This is a genomic window from Enterobacter sp. ECC-219 (assembly GCF_043966805.1).
Lineage (GTDB): Bacteria > Pseudomonadota > Gammaproteobacteria > Enterobacterales > Enterobacteriaceae > Enterobacter > Enterobacter cloacae_N.
Genome location: NZ_CP143680.1, coordinates 3,720,342 through 3,734,132, shown reverse-complemented (window position 1 = coordinate 3,734,132; position 13,791 = coordinate 3,720,342). Strand labels below are relative to the sequence as shown.

Below are 13,791 nucleotides of genomic sequence, written 5' to 3'. Positions count from 1 at the left end.
AAAAAAATAATCCAAAGAATAGGCATGTCCTGGCGCGGTAAATGAAACGATTGCACTTTGGGACGATTTTTTAGCGCGTCAATAACACGGATAAATGTGTGCCTTTTTTGGCATATTCCACGTAATAAAAAGACCTAAATAATAACCTTATGATAAATCTTAATTGATTTTTTAAAAATAAAATCGTTAATAATCATTTGGTTATAATTTTTTCGAAATTGATTCTAAAGTCTTTTCGGGACCCGTCGATAACCTTGTTGACGGTGAGAGACGCTGTGAGTGTTAGGCACCGGACCTAAAACCCAATTTTTGAAGGAAAGAAAATTATGGCAGTTATCAATACTAACCTGTTGTCCCTGACTACTCAGAACAACCTGAACAAATCTCAGTCTTCTCTGGGCACTGCTATTGAGCGTCTGTCTTCAGGTCTGCGTATCAACAGCGCGAAAGACGATGCCGCTGGCCAGGCGATTGCAAACCGCATGACCGCTCAGATCAAAGGTATGACTCAGGCTGCACGTAACGCCAACGACGGTATCTCCATGGCGCAGACCGCTGAAGGTTCCCTGAACGAAATCAACAACAACCTGCAGCGCGTTCGTGAACTGGCTGTTCAGGCAAGCAACGGCACCAACAGCACCTCTGACCTGGCATCTCTGCAGGATGAAGTTACCGCTCGTCTGGCTGAAATCAACCGTGTTGCCAGCAAAACCGACTTCAACGGCATCAAACTGCTGGATGGTTCTGCTGGTACTGCTGGTGTGGTTAAAATTCAGGTTGGCGTAAACGACGGCGACACCATCGATCTGGACCTGAGCGGTGCTAAAGCTGACACCACCACTCTGGGTGTGAACGCAATCGACCTGAAAGCAATGACTGCTACCGATCTGGACACCATTGACAAAGCAATCGCTAAAGTTGATACCGCTCGTTCCGGTCTGGGTGCTGTGCAGAACCGCTTCACTTCTGCAATCAACAACCTGAACAACACCTCTAACAACCTGTCTGCTGCTCAGTCCCGTATCCAGGACGCTGACTACGCAACTGAAGTTTCCAACATGTCCCGCGCGCAGATCCTGCAGCAGGCTGGTACTTCTGTTCTGTCTCAGGCAAACCAGGTTCCACAGACCGTTCTGTCTCTGCTGCGTTAATATTACGCATCAAACCCCGCTTCGGCGGGGTTTTTTTGTCTCTGAATTTTGAGGATCCGCCCGTGAAACAGATCGTTATTACCCAGCCTAAACTGGTCGCAGATTTTTCCTGTGTCGGTGGGGAATGTCGTGAACATTGTTGTCAGGGCTGGACCATCGCGTTTGATAAATCCTCCGTTAACCGTTATCTGAACAGTAAAAATTCCGCCATTCGTCACACGGCGAAAACGGCGATAAAAGTCACAAAAAAACAGTATGGCAACTGGGGCGAAGTGATTTTCCATACGGAAAGTAAAAATTGCCCGTTTATGGATACGGAAAAGCTCTGTTCTATTCATAGCGCCATGGGGGCCCAGGCGTTAAGCCCAACCTGTTCGACATTCCCGCGGACAAACCGCGTCTATAAAACCGAAATCGAAAAATCGCTCAATCTCTCGTGTCCGGAAGTCACCCGACTGCTGTTGAACGATCGGGCGTCGATGTCGATGATGGAGTCCATCAGCGTTCAGCAGGACGTTAATAATGCGCCAGCGATGGATTTGAAGATGAAGGTCATCAATCTCTTCTGCCAGAACCTATTTAGCGTTGAGGCGGTGAGCGTTGAAGAACAAGTTTATGCCGTGGTGAAATTCCTCATGGTCGCTGAAAAGCTCGAAAACCTGGAAGAGAATATCGGCACGCTCGAAACGGTTTATTTTTCGCTGGTGAACGAGCTGGTGAGCGGTAAAATCAAGAAGGAGTTAGGCGGGTTTAATCAGAACTACAGCCTGAAATTCGCGTTAATCTCGCTCATCCAAAGTTACTTTACGAAGAAAGCGACGGCCCGCGGTGGCGCCGTATTAAACCGTTATTTTGACCAGCTTTATCAACAGTTTGAATCTGTCGATGACACCGTTTCGGCAGAAAAGGTCATGGAAAACATCGAGTCCGTGTGGCGCGATGTGGCGGGCGGTTACCTGACGGAAAACGATCACCTGTTTAAGAACTTTTTTAAATACAAGCTCTGGGAGCAGGGCTTCCCGCAGAGCAACGGCCGCAGCATGTTGAATAATCTCTATTTAATCGTCGCGGAGTTCTATTTCCTCAAATCGCTGCTTGCCGGTCAGGCCATCGCGGCGGGGAAAATTGAACAAGACAATATTATTGACGTTATTTACAGCTTCCACTCCCTGAGCCAGCATAATCAGGAAGCAGGAAAGCTCTTTCATCAACATATAGATAGCGTCAAATTGGGCGACGATATCTCATTGCTGCAACTGTTAATTTAGCCAGAAAAGTTGCCCCTGATGCGGGCAACCTCAGAATAACCTCACTTTATCCCCCTTTTTCATCCAATTGAACGCCCTGCAGAATCGGATAATCATGCCGATAACTCAACTAACGCAGGGCTGTTTATCGTGAATTCACTCTATACCGCTGAAGGTGTAATGGATAAACACTCGCTGTGGCAGCGTTATGTCCCGCTGGTGCGTCACGAAGCATTGCGCCTCCAGGTGCGCTTGCCGGCGAGCGTGGAACTTGACGATCTGCTACAGGCGGGCGGTATCGGGTTATTGAATGCAGTTGACCGATACGACGCTCTGCAAGGAACGGCATTTACGACTTACGCAGTTCAGCGTATTCGTGGTGCGATGCTGGACGAGCTGCGCAGCCGCGACTGGGTGCCGCGCAGTGTTCGCCGCAACGCGCGCGAAGTGGCGCATGCGATGGGGCAGCTGGAACAGGAACTGGGACGCAACGCAACGGAAACCGAAGTGGCGGAACGTCTTGGCATTGCTGTTGAAGAGTATCGTCAGATGTTGCTCGATACCAATAATAGCCAACTCTTCTCCTATGACGAGTGGCGCGAAGAGCATGGCGATAGCATCGAGCTGGTGACGGACGAGCACCAGCAGGAAAACCCGTTACACCATTTAATGGAAGGGAATTTACGCCAGCGCGTAATGGAAGCGATTGAGGCTCTGCCTGAGCGCGAACAGCTGGTGTTGACCCTTTATTACCAGGAAGAGCTTAATCTCAAAGAGATTGGCGCGGTTCTGGAGGTGGGGGAGTCGCGGGTTAGCCAGCTGCACAGCCAGGCCATTAAACGCTTACGAACCAAGCTGGGTAAGTTATAGGTGATTCAATCACCCGAAAAATGCCGCACAACGTATTGACAACCAGGAGTTATCATGACGGTGCAGCAATCTAAAAGACGGCCTTTAAGCCGCTACCTGAAAGACTTTAAACACAGCCAGACGCATTGCGCCCACTGTAACAAATTACTCGATCGTATCACGCTGGTTCGCCGCGGCGAGATCGTGAATAAAATCGCAATCTCTCGCCTCGACACGTTAATGGATGAAGCCGCGTGGCTCGAAGAGCAAAAAGAGTGGGTGGCGCTTTGCCGTTTCTGTGGCGATCTTCACTGCAAAGAGCAAAGCGACTTCTTCGACATCATCGGCTTCAAGCAGTTCCTGTTCGAACAAACGGAGATGAGCCACGGCACCGTGCGCGAATATGTGGTTCGCCTGCGCCGCCTTGGTCAGCATCTGACCGTTAACAATATCTCTCGCGATCTGCTCAAGACCGGTTATCTGGATGAAAATCTGGAGCCGTGGCTGCCTGCAACCAGCACCAACAACTACCGTATTGCGCTGCGCAAGTATGCGCAATATAAGGTGCAAATGCCGGGTTCCGTGAAGCAGAAAGCGCTCGCCGGAACAACTTCTGATATATATTAAAAAAGAATAAGATGTAGCGCAGTCGCCTTTGACGTTGCAGGCGATTTCTCTACACTACGTAAAAATTCCACTATATCGGGGTATTTATGAAATTTGCACTTCTGGGTCGTCAGGCGCTGATGGGAGTTATGGCCGTCGCGCTGGTTGCGGGCATGAGCGTAAAAACGTTCGCCGCAGAAAACCTGCTGAATAAAGTAAAAGAGCGCGGCACGCTGCTGGTTGGGCTGGAAGGAACCTATCCTCCGTTCAGTTTCCAGGGTGATGACGGCAAACTCACCGGTTTTGAAGTGGAATTTGCAGAAGAACTGGCGAAACACCTCGGCGTTAAGGCCTCGCTGAAACCGACCAAATGGGACGGTATGCTGGCTTCGCTGGACTCCAAACGCATTGACGTGGTGATTAACCAGGTGACCATTTCTGACGAGCGTAAGAAGAAGTATGACTTCTCCACGCCGTACACCGTGTCCGGTATTCAGGCGCTGGTGAAGAAAGGTAACGAAGGCTCCATCAAAACGGCTGCCGATCTGAAAGGCAAAAAAGTTGGCGTCGGTCTGGGAACCAACTACGAAGAGTGGCTGCGCCAGAACGTTCAGGGTGTGGATATCCGCACTTATGATGATGACCCGACGAAATATCAGGACCTGCGCGTAGGCCGTATCGACGCCATTCTGGTTGACCGTCTGGCCGCTTTGGATCTGGTGAAGAAAACCAACAATACCCTCGCGGTAGCGGGTGATGCGTTCTCTCGTCAGGAATCCGGCGTGGCCGTTCGTAAAGGCAATGAGGATCTGGTGAAAGCCATTGATTCCGCGATTGCTGACATGCAGAAAGACGGCAGCCTGAAGGCGCTGTCTGAGAAGTGGTTCGGGGCAGACGTCACCAAATAAGTCGGTGACGTGAAAAAAAGGCGCTTTTAAAAGCGCCTTTTTTATTTCTTACGCGTCTGCGTGCATAATGAAAAATATCACATTTTGTCTGAGTTACCGGAGAATCCATGTCACTACAGAATTTAACGCGCTTTCCCCGTCTGGAGTTTATCGGTGCGCCGACGCCGCTGGAGTACCTGCCGCGACTTTCTGATTATCTGGGACGCGATATTTTTATTAAGCGCGATGACGTGACGCCGATGGCGATGGGCGGCAATAAGCTGCGCAAGCTGGAGTTTCTGGCGGCTGACGCGCTGCGCGAAGGGGCGGACACGCTGATCACCGCCGGGGCCATTCAGTCCAACCACGTTCGTCAGACGGCGGCCGTGGCGGCAAAGCTCGGGCTTCACTGCGTGGCCCTGCTGGAAAACCCGATAGGTACGCGGGCGGAAAACTATCTGACCAACGGTAACCGTCTGCTGCTGGATCTGTTTAACGTGCAGGTGGAGATGGTGGATGCGTTGACCGACCCGACCTCGCAGCTTGACGAACTTGCCACGCGTCTGGAAGCGCAGGGTTTCCGTCCCTACGTTATTCCCGTCGGTGGTTCGAATGCGCTGGGCGCGCTGGGGTATGTGGAAAGCGCGCTGGAAATTGCACAGCAGTGCGAGGGCGCCGTTAGCCTCTCGTCGGTGGTCGTCGCGTCCGGAAGCGCGGGCACGCATGCCGGGCTGGCGGTGGGGCTGGAACAGCTGCTGCCGGAGGTCGAGCTGATTGGCGTGACGGTGTCCCGCAGCGTCGCGGACCAGAAGCCAAAAGTAGTGATTCTGCAACAGGCGGTGGCAGAGCAGCTGGAGCTGAAGGCCAGGGCCGAGATCCGGCTTTGGGATGACTATTTTGCACCGGGTTACGGGACGCCTAACGAAGAGGGGATGGAAGCAGTTAAGCTGCTGGCGCGCCTTGAGGGTATACTGCTCGATCCGGTCTACACGGGCAAAGCGATGGCCGGGCTTATCGATGGCATTGCGCAGAAACGCTTTAAGGATGAAGGGCCGATTTTATTTGTGCACACCGGCGGGGCGCCCGCGCTGTTTGCTTATCATCCTCATGTCTAAAAATCAGGTCGAAAAATAATAATGCAAGAAAGTATTCAACTGGTTATTGATTCGCTGCCGTTCCTGCTGAAAGGTGCGGTATTTACGTTACAGCTCAGTATCGGCGGGATGTTCTTCGGGCTGGTGCTGGGTTTTATTCTGGCCTTAATGCGCATGTCGCCCATCCTGCCGGTACGCTGGCTGGCGCGCTTTTATATCTCCGTGTTTCGCGGTACGCCGCTCATCGCCCAGCTCTTTATGATCTACTACGGTTTACCGCAGTTCGGGATCGAGCTGGATCCGATCCCGGCGGCAATGATTGGGCTGTCGCTCAATACGGCGGCCTATACCTCCGAAACCCTCCGCGCGGCGATCTCGTCAATTGATAAAGGCCAGTGGGAAGCGGCGGCCAGTATCGGGATGACGCCGTGGCAGACGCTGCGTCGCGCGATTCTGCCGCAGGCTGCACGGGTAGCGCTTCCGCCGCTGAGCAACAGCTTCATCAGCCTGGTGAAAGACACCTCACTCGCAGCAACCATTCAGGTGCCGGAGCTGTTCCGTCAGGCGCAGCTCATTACCTCACGCACCCTTGAAGTTTTCACCATGTATCTGGCCGCCTCGCTGATCTACTGGGTGATGGCGACGGTGTTGTCCGCGCTGCAAAACTATTTTGAAAACCAGCTTAACCGCCAGGAGCGTGATCCAAAATGAGAGCTATCGACGTTAAAAACCTGGTGAAAAAATTCCACGGGCAAACGGTGCTCCACGGGATCGACCTGGAAGTTGAGCAGGGCGAAGTAGTGGCGATTATTGGCCCGAGCGGATCGGGTAAAACTACGCTGCTGCGCAGTATCAACCTGCTTGAACAGCCGGAAGGGGGCACCATTCGGGTTGGGGAGATAACGATTGATACCGGTAAATCCATCAGCCAGCAGAAAGGGTTGATTCGCCGCCTGCGTCAGCATGTTGGCTTTGTGTTCCAGAGCTTCAACCTTTTCCCGCACCGCACGGTGCTGGAGAATATTATTGAAGGACCGGTCATAGTAAAAGGTGAGTCAAAAGAAGAAGCGACGGCTCGCGCGCGCGAATTGCTCGCCAAAGTCGGGCTGGCAGGTAAAGAAACCAGCTATCCGCGCCGCCTGTCGGGGGGGCAACAGCAGCGCGTGGCGATAGCGCGGGCGCTGGCGATGCGGCCTGATGTGATCCTCTTTGATGAACCGACCTCCGCGCTCGATCCCGAGCTGGTGGGTGAGGTGCTGAACACCATCCGCCAGCTGGCGCAGGAAAAACGCACCATGGTCATCGTGACGCATGAGATGAGCTTTGCGCGCGATGTGGCGGACAGGGCCATCTTTATGGACCAGGGGCGAATTGTGGAGCAGGGACCGGCGAAAAGCTTATTTGCTAATCCTCAGCAGCCGCGAACCCGTCAGTTCCTGGAAAAATTCCTCATGCAGTAGCATTTCTGCACTGATTTGCTCCAGAAACTTTCTCTGGAGCAAATTATTCTCGCTCTACTCCTTAAACGATGTTCTTTTATTCCGCCCGGCCAGAATAGCCCTTATCTATAGCGCAGTTGCACTATTGCCGATATTTTGTAGTTAGAAATAAGTTTTATGTGTTAGTTTATATTCACCATAATAATGATTATCTTTTCAGAGGCTTCTTTTAGTAAGTATGAAGGATTCAGACTTTTTCACCTGGCGACGGGATTGCTCCCTCCGGTTTCAGGAATTGACCTGTGCCGCCGAGGTATATCAGGAACTTCAGCGACAAACTCAGGCGCTGGAATTCGATTATTACGCACTCTGTGTGCGCCATCCCGTGCCGTTTACGCGACCTAAAATTTCTGTGTATGCCACTTATCCGCAGCAGTGGCTGGCGCAATATCAATCAGCGAACTATTTCACCATCGATCCGGTGCTTAAGCCGGAGAATTTCATTCAGGGGCATTTACCCTGGACGGACGCATTATTCGCGGATGCTCAGGAATTATGGAGCAGTGCGCAGGACTTCGGCTTACGTTCGGGAATAACGCAGTGTCTGATGCTGCCTAATCATGCGCTCGGCTTCCTCTCTGTTTCTCGTACTAGCGTGCAGGAAGGACCATTTGCCGGCGAGGAAATAGAGCTGCGGCTTCAGATGCTGGTGCAAATGGCATTAACCGCGCTGTTGCGTTTTGAAGATGAGATGGTTATGCCGCCTGAGATGAAATTCAGCAAACGCGAACGAGAAATTCTGAAATGGACTGCGGAAGGGAAGACGTCTGCGGAAATAGCGATCATTCTCTCTATTTCAGAGAATACGGTTAACTTCCATCAGAAGAATATGCAGAAAAAATTTAATGCGCCAAACAAGACGCAGATAGCCTGTTACGCGGCGGCTACGGGATTGATCTGATTAGAGAGTACGTTCTGCGTGACAGACGAGTGGACGGCTGAATGCACTGCATCCAGCCGTTTTTTGTTACTGGCGGTACGCTTGTTTGATTTGCTTAACGGTGTTAGCAAATACGGCCGATTCCGCCTGGTCTTCCATCTGCGCGATTTGTTTTTCCATTTTAATGATCACACGACCAGCGTCAGCCTGGCCCATCGCCTGCAGCATCAGTGTTAGCAGCGCTTTCAGGCAGTTTACTTCCTGTGCCAGTTCCTGGTTATTCTCCGCAGTGGCAAATTCAGGTGTGCTCATTTATTTTCCTCATTATTAAACGGCGCTAAAGCGCGACGACGAAAGTCAAGGCGGCGGAGTATACCACAAGCTGCAGCAAAAAATGCAGCGGTTGTTTTTCGTACTTTTACGTTGGTGTTTATTTGCGTAAACGCAGCCAGACGGTAAACTGATGCTCTGGTACGGTTATTAATTGTTTGCGCCTGGTTTACTTGCCGTTAATTATTGTTACAAAAATTTGAGGACAGTTTTTCCGCGAGAAAAACATGCAAGCTTTTTGTAACTTTTTGAATACAGATGCTTAAAAAAGGCCGGAAAAGCTCTGATGGCAGGGCTCTCTTTCCATGGACTGTACAGGCTAATTTCCAAAAACGAGACCAAAATCGAATGGCCGATTTTTTAACGTTTTAATCTTGTGATGAAAACCGTTAATATAAGCCAAATTATCACTCAGTAGCGTTATCCCTATTCTGGAGACATTTCCTTTGATCAACGTCCTTCTTGTTGATGACCACGAACTGGTGCGCGCAGGGATACGACGCATTCTTGAAGATATTAAAGGTATTAAAGTTGCCGGTGAGGCGTGCTGTGGGGAAGATGCCGTAAAATGGTGCCGCACAAACTCGGCCGATGTGGTGCTGATGGATATGAACATGCCCGGTATCGGTGGTCTTGAGGCAACACGCAAAATCGCGCGTACCTTTGTTGATACGAAAGTCATCATGCTGACCGTGCATACTGAAAACCCACTGCCCGCGAAGGTGATGCAGGCGGGTGCAGCTGGTTACCTGAGCAAAGGTGCCGCTCCGCAGGAAGTCGTCAATGCTATCCGTTCTGTTTTTGCCGGGCAGCGTTACATTGCCTCTGACATTGCGCAGCAGATGGCGCTGAGCCAGATCGAACCCGAGAAAACGGAATCGCCGTTTGCCAGTTTGTCTGAGCGTGAATTGCAGATTATGCTGATGATCACCAAGGGTCAGAAAGTGAATGAGATCTCAGAACAGCTGAATCTCAGCCCGAAAACGGTCAACAGCTATCGTTATCGAATGTTCAGTAAACTGAACATCCATGGTGATGTTGAACTGACTCATCTGGCCATCCGGCACGGTTTATGTAACGCGGAGACGTTGTTAAGTCAGTGAGTGATGTATTCGATTCAAAAGCATTTCTGAAAACCGTAACCAGCCAGCCAGGCGTCTATCGGATGTATGACGCTGGCGGTACGGTTATCTATGTGGGGAAGGCCAAAGATCTTAAAAAACGTCTTTCCAGCTATTTCCGCAGCAACCTTGCCTCCCGTAAGACCGAAGCGCTGGTCTCACTTATTCAGAATATTGATGTCACCGTGACGCATACCGAGACGGAAGCGCTGCTGCTTGAGCACAACTATATTAAGCTCTACCAGCCGCGCTATAACGTGCTGCTGCGGGACGACAAGTCTTATCCGTTTATCTTTCTGAGTGGCGATACGCATCCGCGGCTCGCGATGCACCGCGGCGCAAAACATGCGAAGGGTGAATATTTCGGCCCCTTCCCGAATGGCTATGCCGTGCGGGAGACGCTGGCGCTGCTGCAAAAAATCTTCCCGATCCGCCAGTGTGAAAACAGCGTCTACCGCAACCGCTCGCGCCCGTGTCTGCAGTACCAGATTGGTCGCTGCCTTGGCCCCTGCGTTGCCGGGCTGGTCAGTGAAGACGAGTATGCGCAGCAGGTAGAATATGTACGCCTGTTCTTAGCCGGCAAAGACGATCAGGTCTTAACCCAGCTAATTGCGCGAATGGAAAAAGCCAGCGCCGCGCTTGAGTTTGAAGAAGCTGCGCGGATCCGCGACCAAATCCAGGCGGTGCGCAGAGTCACTGAGAAACAGTTTGTCTCGAATACCGGTGACGATCTCGACGTTATCGGCGTGGCCTTCGATGCCGGCATGGCCTGCGTGCATGTGCTGTTCATTCGCCAGGGAAAAGTGCTCGGCAGCCGCAGCTATTTCCCGAAAGTGCCTGGCGGCACTGAGCTGGGAGAAGTGGTGGAAACGTTTGTCGGCCAGTTCTATCTGCAGGGCAGCCAGATGCGCACGTTGCCCTCCGAGATCTTGCTTGATTTTAATCTTGACGATAAAACCCTGCTGGCCGATTCGCTTTCCGAACTGGCGGGCCGTCGGGTCAATGTTCAAACCAAACCGCGCGGCGATCGTGCGCGCTATCTGAAGCTGGCGCGAACCAACGCGGCGACGGCGCTCAGCACGAAACTGTCCCAGCAATCCACGGTCAGCCAGCGTTTAACCGCGCTGGCGACGCTCCTGAAGTTGGCGGAAGTGAAGCGAATGGAATGTTTTGATATCAGCCATACGATGGGTGAGCAGACGGTGGCGTCCTGTGTGGTGTTTGACGCCAACGGCCCGCTGCGCGCCGAGTATCGCCGATATAACATCACCGGCATCACGCCGGGTGACGACTATGCGGCCATGAATCAGGTGCTCCGCCGTCGCTACGGTAAGGCCATTGAAGAAAGCAAGATCCCTGACGTCATTCTTATCGACGGTGGGAAAGGGCAGCTTGGTCAGGCGAAAGCGGTATTCGAGTCGCTTGACGTTGAGTGGGACAAAAACCATCCGCTTTTGTTAGGCGTGGCAAAAGGGGCCGATCGTAAGGCCGGTCTGGAGACGTTGTTCTTCGAACCGGAAGGCGAGGGCTTCAGCCTGCCACCGGACTCCCCGGCGCTGCACGTTATCCAGCATATTCGCGATGAGTCGCACGACCATGCCATCAGCGGACACCGCAAAAAACGGGCGAAGGTCAAAAACACGAGCACGCTTGAGACCATTGAGGGCGTGGGGCCAAAACGCCGCCAGATGCTGCTGAAATATATGGGCGGATTGCAAGGATTACTCAACGCCAGCATGGAGGAAATTGCAAAAGTGCCGGGTATTTCGCAAGGGCTGGCAGAAAAGATCTACTACTCGTTGAAACATTGAGGGCTCTGTAGCAACATAGAGCTAAATTTTACTGACAACAAATAGTTACCGTCACTATGCAATATAATATCCCTACGTTGCTCACTCTCTTTCGTGTTGTACTCATTCCGTTCTTTGTGCTGGCATTTTATCTGCCGGTTGTCTGGGCACCGTTTGCCTGCGCATTGATCTTCCTTATCGCAGCGGTAACTGACTGGTTTGATGGCTATCTGGCGCGCCGCTGGAACCAAAGCACCCGTTTCGGCGCGTTTCTCGATCCGGTAGCCGATAAAGTCATGGTCGCTATCGCGATGGTGCTGGTGGCTGAGCACTATCATACCTGGTGGGTGACGCTGCCCGCCGCAACCATGATCGGCCGTGAGATCATCATCTCTGCGCTGCGCGAGTGGATGGCTGAGCTGGGGAAACGCAGCAGCGTGGCGGTGTCCTGGATTGGTAAAGTGAAAACAACCGCGCAGATGGCCTCGCTGGTCTGGATGCTCTGGCGCCCGAACGCCTGGGTAGAGTGGGCGGGGATCGGTCTTCTGTGGGTAGCGGCGGTGCTGACACTGTGGTCAATGCTGCAATATTTGAACGCTGCGCGCGGGGATTTGCTTGAACAGTGATCGTTTCGCCGTAATTTTCAGCAAACGATCCGGGGAAGCAAAAAATAACGTTGACTCATAACGTCATATCAGTAGAATGCAACGCATCGAACGGCGGCACAGCAAGCCGGACGATAGTGAAATCAAGCGGTTAGTAGTAAGCTTGATGACATGCGGGAATAGCTCAGTTGGTAGAGCACGACCTTGCCAAGGTCGGGGTCGCGAGTTCGAGTCTCGTTTCCCGCTCCAGATTAAAGACATTCGCAGCAGCGGGTGTCAGTTTCAAAAGTTTTACGGCGCGTTAGCAAAGCGGTTATGTAGCGGATTGCAAATCCGTCTAGTCCGGTTCGACTCCGGAACGCGCCTCCACTTTCTTCCCGAGCCCGGATGGTGGAATCGGTAGACACAAGGGATTTAAAATCCCTCGGCGTTCGCGCTGTGTGGGTTCAAGTCCCACTCCGGGTACCATGGGAAACAAAGAATAATCAAAGCAATAAGCAGTGTCGTGAAACCACCGAAAGGTGGTTTTTTTGTGCCTGGAATTTGCTGTTTCTCCAGCTGGCTGCCTTCCGCTGCAGTGGTGTTACTTCAGGATGCTGCAGAGTTGGTTATGGCTTACGTGTCAGGTAATAGCAGTGAGTTCTGATAAATAGGGTTGACCCAAACGAACCTGTATGGCCGCCAGGACCAACCCAATCAAAATTTTTTACTTCTTTCTAAACCTCACAATTGTGCTCAGATACAAAGGTAAAAATAATATCTGGACTTTTCGTGATGATTTGAAATCGCCAATAAAAGTTAGCAGAGCACGACGCAGGGCCTTCTGTTCAGCCAGAGGAAGTTTTGCGTCTTTGTTTCTCACCAGCATGTATTTGATAAAATTGAATATTCTTTGCACTGTTGGAAAAATAGCTCGCTTTACCTCTGTATTATCCTTTGCCAGTAGCGAGAGCGATTGCGCAGCGAAGACTAAATCAATCAAATCTTTTGGTCTGAAGGTCTGCGTTATACTTTTTTTATGATAGCGATACCAGATTAATGATTTATCTATCCCATAGATAACATTGCTATGTAAATAGAGTGCGGGGATAGTACTCATATCTTCATAAAGCCGGCCGGTGGGGAACGTGATGTCAAAATTTTGGAAGAGCGCTTTTTTATAAACCCGTGCCCAGGGATACCACTTGCTTCTTTTGAAAGCGGGCGTAAGTTCAGAAACGGATGTGATCTCGACCCTCTCATGGAACACGGCGCAGTCAATATGTTCCACAATGTTGGACGTTTCACCGTCGAACTGATCGGCGTTAAATTCAACAATATCAATGGAAGAGTCATTTATAACAGGCAACACTTCTTTCCAGAAATCAGGATGGAAGAAATCATCCGAATCTAATAGAGCAAGATACTCACCTTTGGCGGCGTTGATACCTGCATTCCTGGCAGCGGAAATCCCTGCGTTAACCTGGTGAATAATCGTAATGCTTTTATCTTTGAAGCGATTGACGGTCTTCTCTATAACCGCTGAGCTATCATCTGTAGAACCATCATTTACAATAACGAGCTCAATCGTATTTGACATGTACGGGAGAACAGAGTGAAGACATTCAGCAATGTAATCACGAGAATTATAACAGGGTACGATAACACTTAACTTTATCATACTCATTACCAAATTATACTCCAGTGTCAAGTTGTTCAGCGGAGTAATCTCCGAAAACATAAAATTTAATAG

General features: G+C 51.1%; 14 protein-coding genes and 3 tRNA genes. 15 read left to right on the top strand and 2 right to left on the bottom strand.

What is annotated here, in order from left to right; genetic code table 11:
- Positions 1-326: 326 nt before the first annotated feature.
- The 9 genes from V1603_RS17740 to sdiA all read left to right on the top strand — a co-directional run bounded on the left by V1603_RS17740 (position 327) and on the right by sdiA (position 8,234).
- Complete coding sequence (locus V1603_RS17740) at positions 327-1,151, top strand: flagellin (protein ID WP_047362882.1); 825 nt, start codon at positions 327-329, stop codon at positions 1,149-1,151.
- Positions 1,152-1,213: 62 nt separating this feature from the next.
- A complete protein-coding gene (gene fliB / locus V1603_RS17735) occupies positions 1,214-2,419 on the top strand; it encodes a flagellin lysine-N-methylase (protein ID WP_233002672.1) in 1,206 nt (401 codons plus the stop codon).
- A 129-nt stretch (positions 2,420-2,548) separates the two neighbouring features.
- Positions 2,549-3,268, top strand: coding sequence for an RNA polymerase sigma factor FliA (locus V1603_RS17730; protein WP_014170714.1), 720 nt, complete (start codon positions 2,549-2,551; stop codon positions 3,266-3,268).
- Between the two features lie 54 nt (positions 3,269-3,322).
- Complete coding sequence (fliZ, locus tag V1603_RS17725) at positions 3,323-3,874, top strand: flagella biosynthesis regulatory protein FliZ (RefSeq protein ID WP_061097767.1); 552 nt, start codon at positions 3,323-3,325, stop codon at positions 3,872-3,874.
- An 86-nt stretch (positions 3,875-3,960) separates the two neighbouring features.
- Complete coding sequence (gene tcyJ, locus V1603_RS17720; RefSeq protein ID WP_047652374.1) at positions 3,961-4,761, top strand: cystine ABC transporter substrate-binding protein; 801 nt, start codon at positions 3,961-3,963, stop codon at positions 4,759-4,761.
- A 107-nt stretch (positions 4,762-4,868) separates the two neighbouring features.
- Positions 4,869-5,855, top strand: a complete 987-nt coding sequence (gene dcyD / locus V1603_RS17715) for a D-cysteine desulfhydrase (protein WP_395313026.1) — start codon at positions 4,869-4,871, stop codon at positions 5,853-5,855.
- Positions 5,856-5,876: 21 nt separating this feature from the next.
- Entirely contained in the window at positions 5,877-6,545 is a 669-nt protein-coding gene (gene tcyL, locus V1603_RS17710; protein WP_163329837.1) for a cystine ABC transporter permease, read from the top strand.
- Positions 6,542-7,294, top strand: coding sequence for an L-cystine ABC transporter ATP-binding protein TcyN (gene tcyN / locus V1603_RS17705; RefSeq protein ID WP_395313025.1), 753 nt, complete (start codon positions 6,542-6,544; stop codon positions 7,292-7,294). Before tcyL ends, tcyN begins: the two co-directional genes overlap by 4 nt.
- A gap of 217 nt (positions 7,295-7,511) precedes the next feature.
- Positions 7,512-8,234 (top strand): transcriptional regulator SdiA, encoded by a 723-nt coding sequence (gene sdiA, locus V1603_RS17700; protein WP_116338997.1) that lies wholly within the window; start codon positions 7,512-7,514, stop codon positions 8,232-8,234.
- A 66-nt stretch (positions 8,235-8,300) separates the two neighbouring features.
- Here the strand turns inward: sdiA and V1603_RS17695 are convergent, their stop codons facing one another.
- Positions 8,301-8,525: a DUF2594 family protein gene (locus tag V1603_RS17695; RefSeq protein ID WP_014832453.1), complete on the bottom strand. Its 225-nt coding sequence runs from the start codon at positions 8,523-8,525 to the stop codon at positions 8,301-8,303.
- A gap of 464 nt (positions 8,526-8,989) precedes the next feature.
- On the opposite strand from V1603_RS17695, the gene uvrY reads away from it, so the two are divergent.
- The 6 genes from uvrY to V1603_RS17665 all read left to right on the top strand — a co-directional run bounded on the left by uvrY (position 8,990) and on the right by V1603_RS17665 (position 12,527).
- Positions 8,990-9,646 carry a UvrY/SirA/GacA family response regulator transcription factor gene (gene uvrY, locus V1603_RS17690; RefSeq protein WP_013096026.1) on the top strand — a complete coding sequence of 219 codons (657 nt, stop codon included), beginning with the start codon at positions 8,990-8,992 and terminating at the stop codon, positions 9,644-9,646.
- A complete protein-coding gene (gene uvrC, locus V1603_RS17685; protein ID WP_395313024.1) occupies positions 9,643-11,475 on the top strand; it encodes an excinuclease ABC subunit UvrC in 1,833 nt (610 codons plus the stop codon). The genes uvrY and uvrC overlap by 4 nt, the downstream gene beginning before the upstream one ends.
- A gap of 56 nt (positions 11,476-11,531) precedes the next feature.
- Positions 11,532-12,080: a CDP-diacylglycerol--glycerol-3-phosphate 3-phosphatidyltransferase gene (pgsA, locus tag V1603_RS17680; protein WP_116339001.1), complete on the top strand. Its 549-nt coding sequence runs from the start codon at positions 11,532-11,534 to the stop codon at positions 12,078-12,080.
- 152 nt (positions 12,081-12,232) lie between these two features.
- A tRNA-Gly gene (locus tag V1603_RS17675) sits at positions 12,233-12,308 on the top strand.
- A gap of 46 nt (positions 12,309-12,354) precedes the next feature.
- Positions 12,355-12,428 (top strand) — tRNA-Cys (locus V1603_RS17670).
- 12 nt (positions 12,429-12,440) lie between these two features.
- A tRNA-Leu gene (locus V1603_RS17665) sits at positions 12,441-12,527 on the top strand.
- A 238-nt stretch (positions 12,528-12,765) separates the two neighbouring features.
- Here V1603_RS17665 and V1603_RS17660 read toward each other — a convergent pair.
- A complete protein-coding gene (locus V1603_RS17660) occupies positions 12,766-13,719 on the bottom strand; it encodes a glycosyltransferase family 2 protein (protein WP_395313997.1) in 954 nt (317 codons plus the stop codon).
- Positions 13,720-13,791 lie beyond the last annotated feature (72 nt).